The sequence below is a fragment of the Spartinivicinus poritis genome, assembly GCF_028858535.1.
In the GTDB taxonomy this organism is placed as follows: domain Bacteria; phylum Pseudomonadota; class Gammaproteobacteria; order Pseudomonadales; family Zooshikellaceae; genus Spartinivicinus; species Spartinivicinus poritis.
Window position 1 is genome coordinate 360,525 of the sequence record NZ_JAPMOU010000001.1, and the last position, 17,738, is coordinate 378,262.

Genomic DNA, 17,738 nt, shown 5'->3' on the forward strand with positions numbered 1-17,738 from the left:
ATGAAAAACGTTGAGGTCAATAACAAACAAGACTTGCATCTGGAACAACAGGATGCAGCACCAATTTTAGAAGATATTGAGATTGATCTTCTTTGTGAGGGAATTTTTCGTCATTATGGTTTCGATTTTCGCCAGTATGCACGAGCCTCTTTAGCAAGACGAATCAGAAACTTCATGGAACTGGAAAATATCGAGTTCGTTTCAGATTTACAAAATAAGATTTTGCATAACCGACAGGTAATGGAACGATTTTTATTAAACTTGTCAGTTAATGTTACCTCTATGTTTAGAGATGTAGGTATGTATATGACTTTTAGGGAAAAAATTATTCCTATTTTACATACCTATCCCTCCATTCGAATTTGGCATGCAGGTTGTTCTACAGGAGAAGAAGTTTATTCCCTGGCCATACTACTCCAAGAAGAACAACTTGCTGACAAGGCAACCATCTATGCCACAGATATCAATGAAGCAGCCATTAAAAAAGCCAAAGCAGGCATTTTCCCTTTACAAGTGATGCAAGAATATACAACTAATTACCTTAAAGCAGGGGGCAAACAAGAGTTTTCTCGCTATTATACAGCCAAATATGAGCATGCTATTTTATCGCCAGAATTGCGCAGTAGAGTCGTCTTTGCAAAGCATAACTTAGTAACAGATAGCTCTTTTAACGAGTTTACTGTGATTTTTTGCCGCAATGTCATGATTTATTTTAATGAAGAGTTACGCAGCCATGTACACCAACTTTTATATAACAGTCTTTGCCGATTCGGTACATTAATTCTTGGTTCCCAAGAAACCATAAGATTCACACCAATTCACCTGCAATATAAAATACTAGACGAGCAGCACAGTATTTTTCAAAAGCGCATTTAAAAGTACTTAATCGCAACATCTAATCAAAAACACTCCAAATGAAGGAAATAAAATTTCACTATACTGAAGGGGTATTTATAAACATAATTCGAGAACAGTCTATAAGAATGACTATCAATTATCGTACACACTCACTTTTATACGAAATACTCTTTATGATTTCAAGCAAGTAAGATTATTACTAAAAATCATACACTCAATCTTTTCATGATTGATATTGACTTTTTTCATCACAGTCTTTAGAAACAAAACAAGTTACAAATCTTAACAACCTAGTCAGCTTTTGGAGAGTACACTTTGGTATATGGTTAAATATGGATAGCTTCTAGTGACAACACGACTTAACGGCCATTCATAATGAGGTATATACTCGCAGTGAAGAGTATAACAAAACACATAAATTAACGCTCACCTATTTTGTTTGCTCAATTAACAGTTAATTTTTAAGTCAACACAAACTTTGCCTAGTTCATTGTCTATTGTTATCCCACACTTTGAACTAATTGGTTAATTTTAAGAGTATCAGAATGGAAAATAACCTAAACGCCTACTGGATGGGGTTTACTGCCAATAGACAGTTCAAACAATCTCCTCGGATGTTTTCAAAATCAAAAGGAATGTTTTATTACACTCCAGAAAACTTAGAAGTTATGGATAGTATTGCAGGTTTGTGGTGTGTTAATGCTGGCCACTGTCGTAGCAAAATTGTTAATGCCGTTCAACAGCAGGTAGCTGAACTTGACTATTCACCAGCCTTTCAAATGGGTCACCCAAAAGCTTTCGAACTGGCTAATCGCCTAACGAATTTACTTCCAAACAATTTACAACATGTGTTTTATACAGGATCTGGTTCCGAGTCAGTAGAAACTGCGCTTAAAATAGCATTAGCGTACCATCGAGCCAAAGGACAAGGGCAAAAAACCATATTAATTGGGCGTGAACGAGCTTATCACGGCGTCAATTTTGGAGGAATGTCAGTAGGCGGCATGGTGGCCAACCGAAAAATGTTCGCCAACTTGTTGGGTAATGTTGACCATTTACCTCACACCCATGATATCAGTAAAAATGCTTTTTCCAGAGGTTTACCAAGCCATGGCATGGAAAAAGCCGACGCGCTGAATGACTTACTTAGTTTGCATGATCCATCAACTGTCGCAGCGGTGATTGTTGAGCCTATTTCTGGTTCTGCAGGAGTATTGCTTCCCCCCAAAGGTTATCTGGAAAAATTACGGGCTATTTGTGATCAACACGATATTTTATTGATTTTTGATGAAGTAATTACTGGCTTTGGTCGACTTGGTGATTCATTTGCTACTAACTATTTTGGAGTAACTCCTGATATTCTTACTACAGCCAAAGGATTAACCAATGGCACTGTTCCTATGGGGGCAGTAATGATAAGCGATGGAATTTATCAAGCCTTTATGCATGGCCCTGAGCATATGGTTGAGTTATTTCATGGTTATACTTTTTCAGGACACCCGTTAGCTTGTGCCGCTGCTTTAGCTTCATTAGATGTATATGAAGAGGAAAACCTGTTTCAACGACAGGATGGCATTTATCAATATTGGGAAGATGCCATGCATAGTATGATGAACTTGCCTTATGTTATTGATATTCGCAACTTAGGCTTAATTGGCGCTATTGAGTTAGAACCAGTTGCCGGTTCACCCGGTAAGCGCGCCTTTCAAGCATTTCTTAATGCCTATGAAGCAGGGCTGCTAATTCGTACAACAGGTGATACCATCGCTTTTTCACCGCCTTTGATTATCGAGAAACAACACATTGATAGGCTGGTGGAAACTGTAAGTAAAGTGCTAAAGCACCTGACATAAAAAAATTACTGGTATAGGGTTAACCCTTAAAAAAATTCATCAAGGGTATACCCAATACGAATGTTTTTTTAGGTGCGGCCATCGAGAGACGAGGCCCCATGAGCCTATAATAATAGGTGATTGGGGTGACAGTTAAATGCTCCATGCATTAACTGCATTCACACCATCCTTAGTGATTAGGATTGAAGATAACAAAACCTAGAAATCATTCGTGAAGGGTATATAAGGAAATTTATGAATAAAGTGAAGGCCGGCCTAATTCAAATGGGCTTAAAAGCGGATACTAACGAATCTCCCGAAACAATCCGTGACTTAATGAATGAAGCTCATATTCAATTAATTGATCAAGCAGGGGAAAAAGGCGTACAAATTCTCTGTATGCAAGAGGTATTCAATCAACCTTATTTTTGCCCTAGTCAAGATACTAAATGGTATGGCGCTGCGGAGAGGGTTCCAGATGGCCCAACGATTCAGCTATTAAAACAATATGCTAAAAAACATCAAATGGTCATTATTGCCCCTATTTATGAAGAAGACATCCCTGGTGTTTACTATAATACTGCAGCGGTGATTGATGCTAATGGTGAATACTTAGGAAAATACCGTAAAACCCATATCCCGCAAGTAGCTGGTTTTTGGGAAAAATTCTTTTTTAAGCCAGGGCAGTCTAATTGGCCTGTATTTGAAACCCAATACGGCAAAATTGGTGTTTATATTTGTTATGATCGTCACTTTCCAGAAGGTTGGCGGGCATTAGCGCTACACGGGGCAGAGATTATTTTCAACCCTTCCGCTACCGTGGCAGGTTTATCTAAATATTTATGGGAATTGGAACAGCCAGCAGCGGCTGTTGCTAATGGTTGTTATATTGCGGCGATTAACCGAATTGGTAATGAGGCACCATGGGATATTGGCACTTTTTATGGCTCCTCTTATTTTGTAAACCCTCGTGGTGAAATTGAAGCCCAAGCCAGTGAGGATAAAGATGAGCTATTAATCTGCGACTTGAATTTAGAGCTGGTTAGGGAAGTTCGCAATCAATGGCAGTTTTTCCGAGATAGACGACCAGAGGCTTATGAGATACTGACAAAAGGCGAGTAACTATTAAAACTATATATAAGGGGTTAGTATGTCTCTACTAATAAAAAATGGCACTATTGTTACCCACGAAGAATCCTATCAAGCAGATATTTACTGTGGTGATGATGGAAAAATTTCAGCCATTGGCCAACAACTGGATGTACCTGTTCATACCCAAAAAATAGATGCTGACGGTCAATTAGTAATGCCAGGCGGCATCGACCCTCACACCCATATGCAACTACCTTTTATGGGTACAGTCGCTAGCGAAGACTTTTATACCGGCACTGCTGCCGGACTCGCTGGCGGGACAACCATGATTATTGACTTTGTTATCCCTAACCCCAAACAATCGTTATTAGAGGCATACCACATTTGGCGTGAATGGGCTGCGAAAGCCACCGCTGATTACTCCTTTCATGTGGCTATCACCTGGTGGGATGACTCTGTTTACCAAGACATGGAAACCTTAGTCAAAGAGTATGGTGTTAACAGCTTTAAACATTTTATGGCCTATAAAAATGCCATTATGGCAACAGATGATATATTAGTTGCCAGCTTTTCTCGCTGTTTAGAACTCGGCGCTATTCCAACCGTTCATGCTGAAAACGGTGAGTTGGTTTATCATTTACAACAACAACTGATAGAAAAAGGCATCACTGGGCCTGAAGGCCACCCTCTTTCTCGCCCCTCTCAAGTGGAAGGAGAAGCTGCCAGCCGTGCCATCAGGATCGCTCAAACCTTAGGAGCCCCACTTTATTTAGTGCACGTTTCGACTCAAGATGCGGTTGATGAAATTCGCTATGCGCGTGATCATGGTTTTCAAATATACGGCGAGTGTCTTACCGGCCATTTATTAATTGATGATAGTGTTTACCTGCATCCCGAGTGGCAACAAGCAGCTGGTTATGTGATGAGCCCCCCCTTCCGTCCTAAACATCACCAACAAGCTTTATGGCATGGATTACAAGCGGGTCATTTACAAACCACTGCAACCGATCATTGCTGTTTTTGCAATGAACAGAAAGCCATGGGTAAAGGTGACTTCACTAAAATTCCTAACGGTACTGCAGGAATAGAAGACAGGATGGCAGTACTCTGGCATGAAGGAGTAAATACTGGCAAATTATCTAAACATGACTTTGTTGCACTCACCTCTACTAATACGGCAAAAATTTTTAATCTATTCCCACGTAAAGGCTGTATAAAAGTCGGTGCTGATGCTGATTTAGTCGTATGGGACCCTGCTGGCACCCGCACTATTTCTGCAAAAACCCATCACCAGCGAATTGATTTTAATATTTTCGAAGGAAAAACGGTTAAAGGTATTCCTAACCATACGATTCAAGGAGGTAAATTAGCTTGGAGTGAGGGTAAATTATTTACCAAACCAGGTACTGGTCGTTACATTAACAGACCACCCTATCCAGGTATTTATGAGACGTTAACTAAGCAAGCAGAGTATAACGCGCCTTTTGCTATTAAACGTTAGTAGCAAATAATAAGTGTAGTGTTCGATATGGAATAACAGCTCATTATTCCTCCGCTCTTGATGGGCTTAATAAATAGGGGATAAGACTACTACGCAATACACCTCCCCCTTTGAAAAAGGGGGATTGAGGGGGATTTTTATATACAAATAAAACGGAGATGGCTCAAAAAACACGATCACTTTAAATCCCCCCTGCTCCCTTTTTGAGGGTGTCGCAAAAGGACTCAAAACCTATTCCTTATCCTCCATGGATGGCCGTCGCAAAAGGGTTCTGGAGAATAAATATGAAGTAATAGGGTATTCTGGAACTGCTGCAAGAAACAGGTGGGTTAGAGTTATGGCACAATCTGGCTTCCCCCTTTGAAAAAGGGGGATTGAGGGGGATTTTTACAAGCAAATAAAGCGGAGATAGCTCAAAAAATACGATCACTTTAAATCCCCCCTAGCCCCCCTTTATTAAAGGGGGGAACAACTTTTGTGAGCCCTCTCCCAGAGGGAGAGGGGGCTAAAAATATAAACAGAAAATTTTAAATTGTGATTAGTCTATTTAATTATGCAAGAGAAAATTAATTTAGCTGAAGTGGACGTTGATGAAATTAATAATAGTTATCATTTTGATGACCTTCATCCACCTTTATCCACTCTAGAAGCACAAGTCGAATCAGCTCGGTGTTTATTTTGTTATGATGCACCCTGTATTGATGCATGTCCAACGGGAATTAATATTCCCAGCTTTATTCGCAAAATTAGCGCGAACAACCCAATTGGTGCAGCCAAAACCATTTTACAAGATAATATCTTAGGCGGCAGTTGTGCTCGGGTTTGCCCTACTGAAACCCTCTGCCAACAGGCTTGTGTCAGAAATAAAGAACCTGAGTGTCAGCCTATACAAATTGGTTTATTACAGCGTTATGCCGTTGATAGCTTAGCAGGCGCACCCTACCCTTTTAATCGGAAACCAGCGACCAATAAACAAATTGCTGTGGTTGGAGCTGGCCCTGCGGGTTTAGCTTGTGCTCATCAACTTGCTCAGCACGGGCACACTATCGATTTATTTGAAGCCAAAGCAAAACCCGGCGGCCTTAATGAATATGGTATTGCAGCCTATAAGTTAATTAATGATTATGCTCAACAAGAAGTTGATAAAATTCTTGCGATTGGCGGTATTAAACTGCATACCAACTTAACGTTAGGTGTTGATTTTCACCTTAATGAATTACAGGAAAGCTATGATGCTGTTTTTTTAGCGATAGGTTTAGCGAATAGCCGTCAATTAGGACTTGAAGGGGAAGATCACCCCCAAGTCATTGATGCAATTGAATATATAGAACAAATACGCCAACAAAATCTAAAGGTACTCCCCACGAATAAAACCGCCTTGGTTATTGGCGGAGGTAATACTGCTATTGATATTGCTGTACAGTTAAAAAAACTCGGGGCAAAAGAAGTAACCGTAGCTTATCGTCGTGGTCGAGAACAAATGGGCGCAACCGAAAAAGAACAACATTTAGCCCTATTGCATGGTATTAAAATCATACCCTGGGTTAAACCCGTCAAAATTATTACTGATAAAAAGCAACTGCTCGCCATTGAACTTGAGCACACCCAACTCACTAAGGGTAAATTACAAGGTAATGGTGAATTTTTAATTGTACCCACCGACTACATTTTTAAAGCTATTGGCCAATCGTTAGCAGATACGGCATTTAGCCATGATGCTCAACTCTATGTAGAACATGAACAGGGAAAAATAAAAATACTTAATAATTACCAGACCTCTCTGGATAAAGTATTTGCAGGTGGTGATTGTATTAACCCTGGCGAAGATTTAACGGTAACTGCTGTACAACAAGGAAAACAAGCAGCTCAGGCTATTCATCAGTTTTTAATAGCCAAGGAGGAAGAGTAATGACCGATTTAACCAGTGATTTTATTGGCGTAAAATCCCCCAATCCGTTTTGGTTAGCATCCGCCCCTCCTACAGATAAAGCGTACAATGTGAATCGTGCTTTTGAAGCCGGCTGGGGTGGGGTTGTCTGGAAAACCCTGGGTGAAGATCCACACCCGGTGAATGTTTCTTCGCGCTATTCGCCTCATCATGATATGTATGGCAACTTAATTGGGATTAATAATATTGAATTAATCTCAGACCGCCCGTTAGCCGTTAATTTACAAGAAATTCGCGAAGTAAAACGTAACTGGCCAGACCGAGCCATGGTGGTTTCATTAATGGTGCCTTGTAATGAAGATTCCTGGCGTAATATTTTACGGCAGGTGGAGGATACCGGCGCGGATGCTATAGAGTTAAATTTTGGCTGTCCCCATGGCATGCCAGAACGGGGCATGGGCTCAGCGGTTGGGCAAGTGCCTGAGTATGTAGAAATGGTCGCCAACTGGTGTAAGCATTATTCATCTCTACCCGTTATTGTCAAACTCACTCCCAATATCAGTAACATTTTGCACCCAGCCACGGCAGCTAAAAAAGGTGGTGCCGATGCGGTTTCATTGATCAACACCATTAATTCCATCACCTCTATTGACCTGGATACCATGGTGGGTGCTCCAGCTGTAGGTGGTAAAGTAACCAGTGGCGGTTACTGCGGCCCCGCCGTTAAACCAATAGCGTTAAATATGGTAGGACAAATAGCAAGAAACCCTGCCACCCATGGACTACCGATTTCAGGTATTGGCGGTATTACAACCTGGCGTGATGCCGCCGAGTTTATGGTGTTAGGGGCTGGTAACGTACAGGTTTGCACTGCAGCCATGATTTATGGCTTTAATATCATTGATGAGCTCACCGATGGATTAAGTCAGTGGATGGCCAGCAAAGGATTTAAAACCCTTAATGACTTTGTTGGTAAGGCTATTCCTAACTTAACTGATTGGAAATATTTAGACCTAAATTATAAAACCCTAGCTAGAATCGACCCTGATTTATGCATTGGTTGTGGCCGTTGTTTCGCCTCTTGTGAGGATACTTCTCACCAGGCAATTAAAGCCGCTGAACATAACCACCAACGGGTTTATGAAGTGATTGATGAAAACTGTGTAGGCTGTAATTTATGCCAAATCACCTGCCCAGTGACTGACTGCATTACCATGGAACCGCAACCAGTCAATCAGCCCTATTTAAACTGGACGCAGCATCCAAATAACCCAATGAGGGAGGTAACTACTGAGGAAGCCTAATAATGCAAATAGGCATCTGTTAACTAAAATTACTAGCAGGTTGGTCTTCATCAAATAGAGTCAACAATGCAGCCTGCTAGTCATCTATACACATCTCTGCTTACCGTTTTTTTGCTTAATCTATTTTTAATAGCCAGCGCTGGCAAAAAACACTTAATCAACTCAAACGAACTGGCCAATATCAAAAAATATTAGCCCAATATGGGATTCATCAGTGACATGTCACTGTATGAGCTACACTTGTGATAGCGTCTCTTCTCATGGAACGCCTACTCTATATGTTTAAAGCGCCGTAGCCCATAAAGGTTTACTCATAATGGCCTTACAAGAAGAATTCCATAATTATTATGAACATTTGGTAGTGGATTATATTTTCGAGAAATACCAGCGCGATCCAACACTTACCGAATATTTACCTGATATTGCTTGCGTAGCATTAAACCATCTACCGCCACGGTATATTCATTATGATATTGATATGGCCTATTACCTGTCGCCCAATGAACGGGTTGAAATGGAGTCAAAAGTAAGAAAAGCGGTGGATGATGCGGTGTTATTTGTCAGGGTAAGAAGGAGCAAAGAAAAAGAAGCAGAATTGTGAGGCTGACGCAAAACTACGGCACTTATGACCTTTTGCTACAGCCTCAACAAGGATTAAAGCGTATTACTGAACTTCCACTGGCTCAGCTTGCATAATTTTCGCCTGCCATTCTTGTGGTCCCGTTTGATGTACTGACGTCCCTTTACTATCAACCGCTACGGTTACCGGCATATCCTGCACATCAAACTCGTAAATAGCTTCCATACCTAACTCAGGAAAGGCGACTACTTTAGCTTCTTTAACCGCTTTTGATACCAAATAAGCCGCACCACCCACAGCCATTAAATAAACAGCACCAAACTGTTTTATGGCATCAATAGCCACTTGGCCACGCTCGGCTTTACCAATCATCCCTAACAAACCAGTGGTTTCCAGCATGGTATGGGTAAATTTATCCATTCTCGTTGAGGTAGTAGGGCCTGCTGGGCCGACCACTTCTTCACGCACAGGGTCTACTGGGCCAACGTAATAAATAAAACGGTTTTTTAAATCAACTGGCAGCTGCTCACCATTAGCAATCATTTCTACCATTTTCTTATGAGCAGCATCCCGGCCAGTGAGCATTTTGCCAGACAGCAGCACGGTTTCGCCTGGTTGCCAGCTTTGTACTTCTTCAGGCGTAATATTGTTTAAATCAACCCGACGGGCATTTGGGCCTACATCCCAGGTAATATCTGGCCAGTTATCTATACTGGGTGGTGTTTGTAGGGCTGGGCCATCACCTTTCAGTTCAAAGTGCGCATGACGAGTAGCAGCACAGTTAGGAATCATACAAATAGGCAACGACGCTGCATGAGTGGGGTAATCTTTAATTTTAACATCCAATACTGTGGTTAAGCCGCCTAGCCCTTGGGCACCAATACCTAGCTTATTAACCGCATCCATAATTTCCAGGCGCAGTTCTTCCACCCGATTTTGTGGGCCTCTTTCACGCAGCTCATAAATATCAATAGGGTCCATTAAAGACTCTTTAGCTAATACAGCCGCTTTTTCTGCTGTACCACCGATACCAATACCTAGCATACCTGGCGGACACCAGCCGGCACCCATGGTAGGTACGGTTTTCACCACCCAATCAACAATACTGTCGCTTGGGTTTAACATCACCATTTTGGTTTTATTTTCAGAGCCACCGCCTTTTGCTGCCACATGCACTTCTACCGTATCGCCTGGCACCACTTGCATATGAATTACCGCAGGGGTGTTATCTTTGGTATTCGCTCGTTTACCTGCTGGGTCTGCCAGAATAGAAGCACGCAATACGTTGTCAGGGTGAGTGTATGCCCGACGAACCCCTTCATTCACCATATCTTCAACGCTTAACTTGGCATCCCACTGGACATTCATCCCTATTTTTAAAAACACCGTGACGATGCCGGTATCCTGGCAAATGGGGCGTTTACCTTCGGCACACATTCTGGAGTTAATCAGAATTTGCGCCATCGCATCTTTAGCCGCTTGAGATTCTTCTTTTTGATAGGCTTCATGTACAGCTTGAATAAAGTCAATGGGGTGGTAGTAAGAAATAAACTGCAAGGCATCAGCCATGCTGTCAATAAAATCATCTTGGCGAATTACAGTCATGGGGGCTAGAGCTCCTCTACAACAGCTATCTACGGATCAGGCAATTAATTTTGTTTTAACTTGGGGAAGATCTCTCTTCCCTTGGAAGCTGCCGCAAAAGCTGGCGGATACCTTTTCGTGACAGCTTCCACTTAGCGGCCGCTATTCTAACAGTTTCTTAGCAAAAAGGTTAAAGCCCTCATAAGCACCTTAAGGGCACCTCTAATAATGACTTGCTGTCTAATTATCAAAGATTGCACGATAGGGTTAAGCATCATGCCAAACCACTTACAACTCAACCTGATAGAGATGGTTAACCTGGCAAAAATCATCCAAGAAAACGGGTTTGTTGTGGGGAGCAGTCTGACAGAAAAAAACAATGGCGTTATTGAGGCAATTAAGCAGCTGGAAAATACCCTCCATTTACAATTACAGGAGCCAGGCGCCACTACATTACAATTCACTACTGTTGGTGAACGAGTGCTGGAAAGCAGCCAACGAATCCTAGCAGAGCTTGAAATACTTGAGCAGCATTTAGCCCATCAACCCACCGATTTAATTGGCAATATTAGTATCAGCGCACCCGCTGATATTGGGCGTCAGTGCATATGTCCATTATTAGAACAGTTTGCTAATTTGCACTCAGAAATATCCGTGGAACTGCTGACCAGTGACCCTATTGGAAACATTAATTGGTCAAATGTTGATTTAATTATTTCTATTGGCCCGCAAAGTGATAGCCGTCTAAGAGCACTGAAAATAGCACCTAACCAACAAATTATCTGTGCCTCACCGGCTTATATTGAAAATCATGGAAGCCCTCAAACCCCTTATGATTTAACTAATCACCAGTGTTTAGTGCTTAATCATATGCAACACTGGCGCTTCTCCCTTGCCGATAATATTTTTGAAATTCCGATCATGGGTTACCGCCACACCAATGATGGCGAAATTTTAAGGCAATGGGCAGTGGCAGGCGCAGGCATCGCACAAAAATCCATTTGGGAAGTACAAGCTGATATTACCGCTAAACGGCTAGTATCGTTGCTCACTGAATATACAATACCTGTTGGTGCACTTTATGTCGTATACCCCCTGCGACAGATATTACCTGAACGGTGTCGCCGACTGATTCATTTTCTGCAAGAACAGCTGGCGGAACAGGCTAGGTTTTTAGATTTGATTTTCTAAAAATACCCTCAGAATATTTGGGTTAAATTGTACTTTTGATGCGAGTATGGCTGAAATGCCGCACTGATTTGCTGATATAATTTATTTGTCCACCAGGGCAGCGGTCTATTGGCTTTCAATCGTTTTTTTCTAGGGTCTGAAGGCGCAATCACCACTTGAATATTTTCTTTACCTACTAAAGCGGATAATACAAATAACTCTTCTATTGCCCTATCCCCTATCGCTAGACAACCAATTGAAGCAGCCTTACCATGAATAAAGATATTGGTACCAGGCTGGTGCCTGCCTTCAAGTTTGGCATATTTTAAGTCAAATGCATTGGGGTAGTTAAGCTTCATGGAAAGGTGATAACTGCTATTAGGGTTGAAGCCTATTATTTTATAAATCCCTTCAGGTACTTGCTTATCTCCCTCTCTTAATTTTGGGCCTGACTTGCCGCTGGCAGCTAATACTGGAAAACTGCGAATAAATACCCATGTACCAGCATGATTTTGCCCCCAAAGTTCAAGCTTTTTTTCATCTTTAATCCCTAGCATGGTTAAGGCTGTTGGCAGCTGCTTGAAACCCGCTTGATCCAAATAAGGTTTTAGGCGGCTTTGGCTATCTTCCTGATAGTGATCAATCACATCCTTAACCGTTCGTGCACCTACCAACTTCATATAGTAGGGGTGCCAAATAGGTTTACCGAAAATGAAAACTGCCCCCACACTGGAGGTAATAAAAAAAGAAATCAATATGGCTTTATTCAACATATTTAACCAACTGCTTGCATTTACTGCTAAGTTATGACAACTTGAAGATACCCCACATTTTGAGTATAGCAGTGGTTTAGCGCTGTTGAGTGCAGTTCAACAGATTCTAAAGGGTACTTCTACAACAAGGCCACAAGCAAAAAACAATTATTAGAGATGCCCTAAATTAAAAACATAAGATTAACACAGTAAAACTCAGGTACACTACTCTATAGATAGTGGAAAAAGTAACCAATTAAGGCAGGTTTAGCCAAGGGTATAGTAACTGATGGCTAGCATTCACTATGAAAAAGCATGCATCCCTGTAAAAGGACACAAAAGCGTGCTTGAAACTTTATTAGAAGCAGGTGTCAAAGTACCCAATTCCTGCTGGGCAGGGGTTTGCCACTCTTGCTTAATGAAAATAACCAGTGGCAATCCGCCACCTCCCTCTCAAGCCGGGTTAACCGAAGCGCAATTATCAAAACAGTTATTTCTTGCCTGTCAGTGCTACCCAACCCAGGATATCAGCGTCACTTTAATCAACCGCCAACAAGAGCAACAGCAAGCCATTGTTAGCCATACCTCTTCACTAACACCCACTATTAAAGAGTTAACACTGGTGACCCTTCGTCCGGTTCGTTTCCAACCTGGCCAGCACCTTACTTTATGGTTAGGGCAAACCCTCGCTCGGCCTTATGTGCTGGCTAATAATTCTGAGCCTACTCAACTAAAATTTCATGTACAGCGGGTGGTCGGTGGTGAGTTTAGCCGTTGGGTGCATGATGATGCCAAATCAGGGGATCCATTATTCATAAGTGATTTACAGGGTAACTATCATCTAGCAGAAACGTCCAGCCAGCAGCCAATGTTATTGATTGCCGCAGAAGCCGGCTTGGGTTGTGCCTTATTTATTGCAAAAGACAAACTTGAAACAGGCTATCGAGGTAATATTAGACTTATTCATTGGGTTTCAAATGCTCAAGAGTTATATTGGCAAACGGCTTTAAATGAGCTGGCAAGTCAATTTCCTCAGTTTAATTATCAGCAAGTCATTGACCAGTCAGCCAATGGTTTAATTGAAGTGATAGAACAAATCCCACAACTAACATATCAACATATTTATCTAACTGGCCTTGCCAGTATGATTAAGGCGGCCAGTCAATATTTAACTAAAAAGGCACATGCAAATAACCAGCTTCAAATGATGCCTTTTATTTCACATGGACCTCTACAACCGTAATATCTCATATTTTTTATATGAGGCGGCCTAGCCACTGGCTACTAAACCATTTAGCAAATGGCTCTGGCGATGGTGCCAGAAAAAATAGTCCTACAACAATGCCACCCATCACTAATGAGTTAAGTGGGTTTCTAAAGTCAATCGGCTTAATTGCTGTACCAAATGAACGCTTTATTCTAGCTCCAACCAAATCGACACTGTAGATTTCATCTAAAATTAAATGAATCAAAAACCCTAGGGCAACTGCAACCCCACAACCCCAAGCCAATACCGCATTTGTCGCCAATACCTGGTGACATAAGACAATTGTTGCTGCCATAAATAAGGCTCCAGCCAACAACGAATGGTAAATACCACGATGGGCACTAAATTGAGCAAATACTTTATAGCCCAATATCCGCACCACTAAATAAACCGATATCCCCACCACTAACAAGATAGGAGTTGGCGGCATAGGTTGCATATGAGTCACAACCAAAATAACAGCGCCTGCAGCCAACGCAGTAAACAGGGCTTTTACTGGCTTGGCATGATCAGAATCTACATCAGGCAAAATTCCACCAACCGAAATTAATACCCAAGCAATCAACGCTTGTGAAACACTTAAAATACCTTCACCTAAACCCGCAATCGCTACAACACCGCCACAAGTCGCCGCTACATTAATATGTGTATTAAAATTCGCCATAAAAAACATACTTCAGTTGTTTACTTGTGGCCAGTCAATCATAAATAGTTGCTTATTTCTATCGAATTTATGATTAGTGTTTTTTATTCACTGAATTCTTTTTTCGGATGCGCGATTCCATTATTTTCAACACCAACTAGTGCCTATTGATCAATTAGCGACCAAATCTTCAAACTATTGACACGACACAGAACCTAGCCTAATTTCAAACAAACGTTTAATATAGTCTATTATAAATAGATGAATATCGGTGTAATAGATTGCCGGTGTACAAGAGGAGCAAGCAACGTGCCTGATTTAGTAATAGTTAACCAGCAAGATCGTGTCCTTCGGTTAAAAATCAATCGCCCCGACAAAAAGAATGCGCTAACCAACCAAATGTACAGCACTATGGCAGAGGCATTGGTTAATGCTAATCAAAACAGTGAGATACTGGTTGTGGTTATTGAAGGGCACCCCAGCTGCTTCACCAGCGGCAATGACATTCATGACTTTATGCAGCATCCACCAACTGGCACTAACAGCCCTGTTTTCCACTTTTTAGAAGCCCTAGTAGAGCTAGAAAAGCCATTGATTGCCGCCGTTGACGGCCCTGCGGTAGGAATTGGTACCACCATGCTGCTGCATTGTGACTTTGTTTATGTTGGTGACAGTGCCCAACTACAAATGCCCTTTGTGAAATTAGCGTTATGCCCAGAAGGTGGAGCAACCTGGCTATTACCAAGACTAGTAGGGCAACGAAAAGCAGCAGAGCTATTGCTGACCAGCAAAAAATTTGGCTCAGAAGAAGCTGTTAGCCTAGGCATTGCCAGCGCCCAAGTCCCTTCAGACCAATTAGTTGACCACGCAGTAGACCAAGCCAATCAATTAGCAGCACTAGCCCCTGGCGCCGTGCAACTCAGTAAACGACTGTTGAAGCAACCTATCAAAGAAAAGCTAATTGAAGTAATGAAACAAGAAGGTGCTGAATTTATTAAACGACTCAGCTCACCAGAAGCAGCCGAAGCCATGAAAGCCTTTTTGCAAAAACGACCAGCGGATTTTAGTCAGTTTTAGAGTTACAGATTGTACCCTGATTACTGGCTTTCATTTATTGTTTAGCATAGCTGCTTGTTGTTTAGTTTAGCTTCTACTCCCCATCGCGGGTGTTGAAAATAAGTCTAGTGTCCGATATGGAATAACAGGATATTCTTCCGCCGCTCTTGAAGTGCCATCCCTGGCCCATCAAGAGCTAAAGCGATATCCCTATCGCAGCTACAGAACACCCTGTTACACCATATCTGTTAGCCTTTGCAATAATCAGTGAGTTATTTTACTTACCAGTTCAATCAACTCTGCTTTAGTCATTGCGATAGCCCATAGCGCTTTCTATTAAAAATAACTGATTTTGCAACATCAACCTTAATAACATCACCCTGCTGATAAACAACACCTTCAGGTGGATATACAGTTCCTATACTTCCCTCTTTTGTCACAAAGGAAACATACCTCTGATTACCTAACCAGGTATTTTTATAAGAAACTCCTTGTATAACCACTTCAATAGTAGACTCTTTAATTGATATCTTATCAGCAAAAGCCATCAAAAAAATTAATAACACAAAACCTGTTAGCAAATGATAAGCTATATTTTTTCTTGACGTGCTTAACCATGCTTTCAATAACCTGAAATTACCTATTTTCATTAACTATCGCAACTTCCCCGACAAGCCATCACTAATAATCCCTTTTACCAAGGTTATAAAAAAGCTGCCCAAATATACTTCCAATAACAGCACCTGTTATCGCATATACAACATAAATATTCACCTCGCCATAAGCACTTTTACCACCTATAAATAAGCCAATAAAAGCCCCAAAAAGAGACCAGAATAATAATCGACAAATCAAGCCTTGCATTCTTAACGAGCTTTACCTTTTCATTACTACTGTTTAAATAGTATCACTAACTACTCTACGCAAACCATACTTTCTCAGTACAAACCCAGTAAAAAGAAAACTTCCGCCTATCGATAGTTCTAATGTTAAAGGACTAACTTCCATAACGAAATCTTTCCAGACACTTATCAGGTACCCCCTATATTTATTATCAGAGTAGAGCTAGTTAAATACTATAAGTAGCGTGATACTGGTTCCCAATAATAAACAAAGCCAACAAGCAAACCAATAGCCGCTCTTTTTATAACCGTTAATATACATTTCATGTATTGCATTAGTTTTTACAGTGGCCGCTTGAGTCCTGCTTAACAGCCTTTACGAACCGCTCTAAATCTGCTTTGTGCCGTTGATTAATTTCATCAGCCTTCTGACTTCTAGTCTTACAATGACTAGGTACTTCATATCGATCAGGATTATTAAGCAAGTTATTAGTAAATTTAACCGCCTCATCACACTGACCATTTTCCCAAAGCTCAGCAGCTTCGACTCTGAGATTATAATATTTATACATTAAACTAGCACATTTAAACTCTTCTTCTGGCAATAAGAATCTGGCTGCTTGACAAGAAAGATCTGGACAATCATATTCTTCGCTTTCAGTTGCAACTAATGGCTGTGAAAAAGCAGATAAAACAATATAAAAACAAACTAAAATTCTTAACATAGAAAACTACAGCCTATTAATAGTTAATTATTTTTAATGATAGCCTTTTCAAGCTTTTTTACTCTATCATGAAGAATTTGTATAGAAACAATACAAAAACCAATAAAAGCCTGAATAAACACCAACAAGGTATAGTATAAAGTTGACTCTATCTCTGCATCAGCCAAAGACCAGAGCGCTGTGCATGCGAAAATACAAACTATGGTACCCAGTAAGTTCACTATTTACTCCCTACATCCCACTTCACTTTTCTCTTTAGTGAACAAAAGCAAAAATAAACCTAATTATCACTATACCTAAGCCATTAGCTGCTGTATATTTGAACAGTATGGCAATTTGATTGAGAAGGTATAAATAATGGCTATCAACAAAGTTCAATTTCAAAAAGGCCTGAGTTTAAACGAGTTTCTCAAACAGTATGGTACAGAAGAACAATGCTTTAATACCTTATACAAATTGCGATGGCCAGAAGGTTTTCAGTGTCCCAATTGTGGATACAATAAATGCTGTCAACTCACTACTAGAAAGCTTCAGCAGTGCCATAAATGTCACCAGCAAACATCTGTAACTGCAGGTACTATCTTTGAATCAACCAAATTACCATTAAAGACTTGGTTCCAAGGGATGTATTTGATCTCCCAAGA

Annotated in this window: 17 protein-coding genes; 11 read left to right on the top strand and 6 right to left on the bottom strand. The window is 41.0% G+C overall.

The annotated features are described in order from the left end of the window. The 7 genes from ORQ98_RS01555 (at nucleotide 1) to ORQ98_RS01585 (ending at nucleotide 9,076) form a co-directional block, all read left to right on the top strand. Nucleotides 1–876 (top strand): CheR family methyltransferase, encoded by an 876-nt coding sequence (locus ORQ98_RS01555; protein WP_274687013.1) that lies wholly within the window; start codon nucleotides 1–3, stop codon nucleotides 874–876. A gap of 527 nt (nucleotides 877–1,403) precedes the next feature. Next, nucleotides 1,404–2,711: an omega-aminotransferase AptA gene (gene aptA, locus ORQ98_RS01560; protein ID WP_274687014.1), complete on the top strand. Its 1,308-nt coding sequence runs from the start codon at nucleotides 1,404–1,406 to the stop codon at nucleotides 2,709–2,711. A gap of 234 nt (nucleotides 2,712–2,945) precedes the next feature. After that, on the top strand, nucleotides 2,946–3,812 hold the full coding sequence (locus tag ORQ98_RS01565; RefSeq protein ID WP_274687015.1) for a nitrilase-related carbon-nitrogen hydrolase: 867 nt from the start codon (nucleotides 2,946–2,948) through the stop codon (nucleotides 3,810–3,812). A 28-nt stretch (nucleotides 3,813–3,840) separates the two neighbouring features. Then, nucleotides 3,841–5,283: a dihydropyrimidinase gene (gene hydA / locus ORQ98_RS01570; RefSeq protein ID WP_274687016.1), complete on the top strand. Its 1,443-nt coding sequence runs from the start codon at nucleotides 3,841–3,843 to the stop codon at nucleotides 5,281–5,283. Nucleotides 5,284–5,836: 553 nt separating this feature from the next. After that, entirely contained in the window at nucleotides 5,837–7,192 is a 1,356-nt protein-coding gene (locus ORQ98_RS01575) for an NAD(P)-dependent oxidoreductase (RefSeq protein WP_274687017.1), read from the top strand. Beyond that, nucleotides 7,192–8,475: an NAD-dependent dihydropyrimidine dehydrogenase subunit PreA gene (gene preA, locus ORQ98_RS01580; protein ID WP_274687018.1), complete on the top strand. Its 1,284-nt coding sequence runs from the start codon at nucleotides 7,192–7,194 to the stop codon at nucleotides 8,473–8,475. Before ORQ98_RS01575 ends, preA begins: the two co-directional genes overlap by 1 nt. 316 nt (nucleotides 8,476–8,791) lie before the next feature. Continuing rightward, nucleotides 8,792–9,076, top strand: coding sequence for a late competence development ComFB family protein (locus ORQ98_RS01585; RefSeq protein ID WP_274687019.1), 285 nt, complete (start codon nucleotides 8,792–8,794; stop codon nucleotides 9,074–9,076). Between the two features lie 63 nt (nucleotides 9,077–9,139). Here the strand turns inward: ORQ98_RS01585 and ORQ98_RS01590 are convergent, their stop codons facing one another. Then, on the bottom strand, nucleotides 9,140–10,660 hold the full coding sequence (locus ORQ98_RS01590) for a fumarate hydratase (RefSeq protein WP_274687020.1): 1,521 nt from the start codon (nucleotides 10,658–10,660) through the stop codon (nucleotides 9,140–9,142). 255 nt (nucleotides 10,661–10,915) lie between these two features. On the opposite strand from ORQ98_RS01590, the gene ORQ98_RS01595 reads away from it, so the two are divergent. Then, nucleotides 10,916–11,830, top strand: coding sequence for a substrate binding domain-containing protein (locus tag ORQ98_RS01595; RefSeq protein ID WP_274687021.1), 915 nt, complete (start codon nucleotides 10,916–10,918; stop codon nucleotides 11,828–11,830). A gap of 8 nt (nucleotides 11,831–11,838) precedes the next feature. On the opposite strand, the gene ORQ98_RS01600 is transcribed toward ORQ98_RS01595, so the two are convergent. Further along, nucleotides 11,839–12,489, bottom strand: coding sequence for a L,D-transpeptidase family protein (locus ORQ98_RS01600; protein WP_274687022.1), 651 nt, complete (start codon nucleotides 12,487–12,489; stop codon nucleotides 11,839–11,841). 361 nt (nucleotides 12,490–12,850) lie between these two features. Between ORQ98_RS01600 and ORQ98_RS01605 the strand changes: the two genes are divergently transcribed. After that, nucleotides 12,851–13,804 carry a 2Fe-2S iron-sulfur cluster-binding protein gene (locus ORQ98_RS01605; protein ID WP_274687023.1) on the top strand — a complete coding sequence of 318 codons (954 nt, stop codon included), beginning with the start codon at nucleotides 12,851–12,853 and terminating at the stop codon, nucleotides 13,802–13,804. A gap of 13 nt (nucleotides 13,805–13,817) precedes the next feature. Here ORQ98_RS01605 and ORQ98_RS01610 read toward each other — a convergent pair whose 3' ends face one another. Continuing rightward, nucleotides 13,818–14,492: a metal-dependent hydrolase gene (locus ORQ98_RS01610; RefSeq protein ID WP_274687024.1), complete on the bottom strand. Its 675-nt coding sequence runs from the start codon at nucleotides 14,490–14,492 to the stop codon at nucleotides 13,818–13,820. A 288-nt stretch (nucleotides 14,493–14,780) separates the two neighbouring features. Between ORQ98_RS01610 and ORQ98_RS01615 the strand changes: the two genes are divergently transcribed. Then, complete coding sequence (locus ORQ98_RS01615) at nucleotides 14,781–15,548, top strand: enoyl-CoA hydratase (protein WP_274687025.1); 768 nt, start codon at nucleotides 14,781–14,783, stop codon at nucleotides 15,546–15,548. 287 nt (nucleotides 15,549–15,835) lie between these two features. On the opposite strand, the gene ORQ98_RS01620 is transcribed toward ORQ98_RS01615, so the two are convergent. From ORQ98_RS01620 to ORQ98_RS01630, 3 genes are all read right to left on the bottom strand, one after another. Beyond that, on the bottom strand, nucleotides 15,836–16,153 hold the full coding sequence (locus ORQ98_RS01620; protein WP_274687026.1) for a hypothetical protein: 318 nt from the start codon (nucleotides 16,151–16,153) through the stop codon (nucleotides 15,836–15,838). 55 nt (nucleotides 16,154–16,208) lie between these two features. Further along, nucleotides 16,209–16,391, bottom strand: a complete 183-nt coding sequence (locus ORQ98_RS01625; protein WP_274687027.1) for a hypothetical protein — start codon at nucleotides 16,389–16,391, stop codon at nucleotides 16,209–16,211. Nucleotides 16,392–16,704: 313 nt separating this feature from the next. After that, a complete protein-coding gene (locus ORQ98_RS01630) occupies nucleotides 16,705–17,094 on the bottom strand; it encodes a hypothetical protein (RefSeq protein ID WP_274687028.1) in 390 nt (129 codons plus the stop codon). Between the two features lie 357 nt (nucleotides 17,095–17,451). Between ORQ98_RS01630 and ORQ98_RS01635 the strand changes: the two genes are divergently transcribed. After that, nucleotides 17,452–17,738 (top strand): transposase (locus tag ORQ98_RS01635; RefSeq protein ID WP_274687029.1); only part of this gene is annotated, 287 nt, incomplete at its 3' end.